The sequence below is a fragment of the Micromonospora sp. M51 genome, from assembly GCF_018070305.1.
Lineage (GTDB): Bacteria > Actinomycetota > Actinomycetes > Mycobacteriales > Micromonosporaceae > Micromonospora > Micromonospora parva.
Map to the genome: position 1 here is coordinate 1 of NZ_JAGPXZ010000720.1, position 3,056 is coordinate 3,056.

Annotated in this window: 2 protein-coding genes; both read right to left on the bottom strand. The window is 70.9% G+C overall.

Annotated elements, in window-relative coordinates; genetic code table 11:
• Positions 1-938, bottom strand: a 938-nt coding sequence (gene coaE / locus KBX53_RS27650; RefSeq protein ID WP_210862458.1) for a dephospho-CoA kinase, incomplete at its 3' end; no start/stop codon positions are given.
• 164 nt (positions 939-1,102) lie between these two features.
• Positions 1,103-2,611 carry a 30S ribosomal protein S1 gene (gene rpsA, locus KBX53_RS27655; RefSeq protein ID WP_030337999.1) on the bottom strand — a complete coding sequence of 503 codons (1,509 nt, stop codon included), beginning with the start codon at positions 2,609-2,611 and terminating at the stop codon, positions 1,103-1,105.
• Positions 2,612-3,056 lie beyond the last annotated feature (445 nt).

Here is a 3,056-nt window from a genome sequence, read left to right on the forward strand (position 1 = left end):
TCCGCACTGCCGTGCAGCCGCTTCTCCCAACGCCCCCTGCCGGCCGGGCGCGGGTCGTCCCACCACTGCCCCGGCACCCGCGGGAACCCGGCGCTCGCCAGCCGGTCGGCCAACGGCCCGTCGGCGTCGGCGAGACTCCCGACCGCCACCTGCACGTCGATGACGTTCTGCGCGGCGAGGCCGGGCACCGCCGTCGCGCCGATGTGGTCGATGCGCAGGGCGGCCGAGCCGAGCGCGTGCTGGATCCGGGCGGCCAGCCGCTCGTACTGCTCCGACCAGCTCGCGTCGGCTCCGGCCGCCGCCGCCGGGTCCGGCGGGACCACCCGCCGCTGGCGCAGGTTGTCCTCGTAGGGCACCAGCCGTTGCCGCCAGAGCACGTCGACGGCGTCGTGCAGCGCAGCCAGACTGCCGTCATTGGTCAGCACCACGTCGGCCACCGCCCGGCGGCGGGCGTCGTCGGCCTGGGCGGCGATCCGCCGCTCGGCCTCCGCACGACGCATCCCCCGGTCGCGCGCCAGCCGCTCCAGTCGGGTCGGCACGGCCGTCTGCACCACGACCACCAGGTGGTAAGTCGGCGCGAGACCCACCTCGACCAGCAGCGGCACGTCGTTGACGACGATCGCGTCGGGTGCCGCCGCGGCGGTCAGCTCCGCGGTGCGGGCCCGGACCCGGGGGTGGGTGATCGCCTCCAGCCGGCGCCGGGCGGCCTCGTCGGCGAACACCACCGCTCCCAGGGCGGCCCGGTCCAGCGCGCCGTCGGTGTCCAGCACCGCGTCGGAGAAGGCGGCGACGATCTCGGCCAGCCCGTCCGTACCCGGCGCCACCACCTCCCGGGCCACCCGGTCGGCGTCAATGAGCACCGCGCCCCGCTCGACGAGCCGCGCGGCCACCGCGCTCTTGCCAGACCCGATCCCGCCGGTCAACCCCACCCTCAGCACCCGAACAGTCAACCGGATCCACAAGCCCGCCGCCAAACCCGCCCGCCACCCGGCGACCCGCCGACCGCTCCGACCGGCGCAGCTCGTGTGCGGCAGGTACGGCGAGGGCCCCGCCCCCAGCGATCCGGAGATCGCGGGGACGGGGCCCGTCGTCGTTCAGCGGGTCACTTACCGCCGGCGAGCTTCTCCCGCAGTGCGGCGAGCGCCTCGTCGGTGGCCAGCGTGCCGGCCGGCTCCTCGGCCTGCCGGCTCGGGGCCGGGCTGGACGAGGAGGTGGTGCCACCGCCGCCACCGGCAGCGGCCGGGACGACCGGAGTCGGGTTGGCAGCGGCCTCGGCGTCGGCGGCCCGAGAGGTCTGCACCTGCTTGGTGTGGGCCTCCCAGCGCAGACGAGCCTCGGCGTACTGGTTCTCCCAGGTCTCGCGCTGCTTGTCGTACCCCTCGAGCCACTCGCCCGTCTCCGGGTCGAAGCCCTCCGGGTAGATGTAGTTGCCCTCGGTGTCGTACGTCGCGGCCATGCCGTAGAGGGTCGGGTCGAAGTGCTCCTCGCCCTCGACGAAGCCCTCGTTGGCCTGCTTGAGCGACAGCGAGATCCGGCGACGCTCCAGGTCGATGTCGATGACCTTGACCATGACCTCGGAGCCGACCTGGACGACCTGCTCCGGGATCTCCACGTGGCGCTCGGCCAGCTCGGAGATGTGGACCAGACCCTCGATGCCGTCGTCCACGCGGACGAACGCACCGAACGGAACCAGCTTGGTGACCTTACCCGGCACGATCTGCTGGATCGCGTGGGTGCGGGCGAACTGCCGCCACGGGTCCTCCTGGGTCGCCTTCAGCGACAGCGAGACCCGCTCGCGGTCCAGGTCGACGTCCAGGACCTCGACCTCGACCTCCTGGCCCACCTCGACGACCTCGGACGGGTGGTCGATGTGCTTCCAGGACAGCTCGGAGACGTGCACCAGACCGTCGACGCCGCCCAGGTCCACGAAGGCGCCGAAGTTGACGATCGAGGACACGACGCCCTTGCGGACCTGGCCCTTCTGCAGCTTGTTGAGGAACTCGGTGCGCACCTCGGACTGCGTCTGCTCCAGCCAGGCCCGGCGGGACAGGACCACGTTGTTGCGGTTCTTGTCCAGCTCGATGATCTTGGCCTCGAGCTCCCGCCCGACGTACGGCTGCAGGTCGCGCACGCGACGCATCTCGACCAGGGACGCGGGCAGGAAGCCGCGCAGCCCGATGTCGAGGATGAGGCCGCCCTTGACCACCTCGATGACCGAACCGCGGACGACGCCGTCCTCGTCCTTGATCTTCTCGATCGTGCCCCAGGCCCGCTCGTACTGCGCCCGCTTCTTGGAGAGGATCAGACGACCCTCCTTGTCCTCCTTCTGGAGGACCAGGGCCTCGATGTGGTCGCCAACCGTCACAACCTCGGCCGGGTCCACGTCGTGCTTGATCGACAACTCCCGAGAGGGGATGACACCCTCGGTCTTGTAGCCGATGTCGAGCAGGACCTCGTCCCGATCGACCTTGACGACGGTGCCTTCGACAATGTCGCCGTCGTTGAAGTACTTGATGGTCTCGTCGATCGCGGCGAGGAAAGCCTCCTCGGAACCGAGATCGTCGTGGGTGACCCGGGTGGCGCTCGAGGGGGCCTCGATGCTGCTCGTCATGTGGGCGGTTGCTCCGGTCGGTGGGTTGTCACAGCAGGCTGGTGTGTCGCAGTGACCTGTTCGCGCCAGCGGATCCGTCGCCGGGCACACCGAACGATCGCCTAGTGAGATCATGATGTGGCTCCGTCGACCGCGCACCTGCTCCCTGCCGAGGCAACGCGATCCGCGAGCGCATCGTCTAGCCTACCGTGCGCATTACCACAGCGTGCAAGCCCTCCCGGGTTCTCTCCACACGATGACCTGCGAAAGCCGAACAATCGCCCGGAAAACACCCCTGCTGTCTCCTGCGTCACAGCAGCCCCGTACGCCTCGTCGCCGCCCGCCTGATCGACTCGGGTCGCCGGGTCGGCGCGCCCCACCGCCGCCGACGACGAGCCGGTCACCGGGATCTCCGACGCGCCGTCGTACCCAATACGAGCGGGTGGGCCTAGCGTGGGCGCGTGGA

Excerpts from the sequence above, each read along its gene's own strand:
- rpsA (WP_030337999.1), bottom strand. The coding sequence starts at position 2,611 with ATGACGAGCAGCATCGAGGCCCCCTCGAGCGCCACCCGGGTCACCCAC.